The 235-nt window shown below is 54.9% G+C and carries 1 rRNA gene; it reads right to left on the bottom strand.

The features are described from left to right. Window positions 1-235: ribosomal RNA gene (locus tag OGV75_RS00055) — 16S ribosomal RNA — on the bottom strand; the annotation flags it as partial.

The raw sequence follows: 235 nt of genomic DNA on the forward strand, positions 1-235 counted from the left end.
CAGGTTGAGCCCGGGGATTTCACATCCGACTTGACAGACCGCCTGCGTGCGCTTTACGCCCAGTAATTCCGATTAACGCTCGCACCCTCCGTATTACCGCGGCTGCTGGCACGGAGTTAGCCGGTGCTTCTTCTGCGAGTAACGTCAATTGCTGTGGTTATTAACCACAACACCTTCCTCCTCGCTGAAAGTACTTTACAACCCGAAGGCCTTCTTCATACACGCGGCATGGCTG

This window comes from Citrobacter sp. Cb028, assembly GCF_030336705.1.
Classification (GTDB): domain Bacteria; phylum Pseudomonadota; class Gammaproteobacteria; order Enterobacterales; family Enterobacteriaceae; genus Citrobacter; species Citrobacter braakii.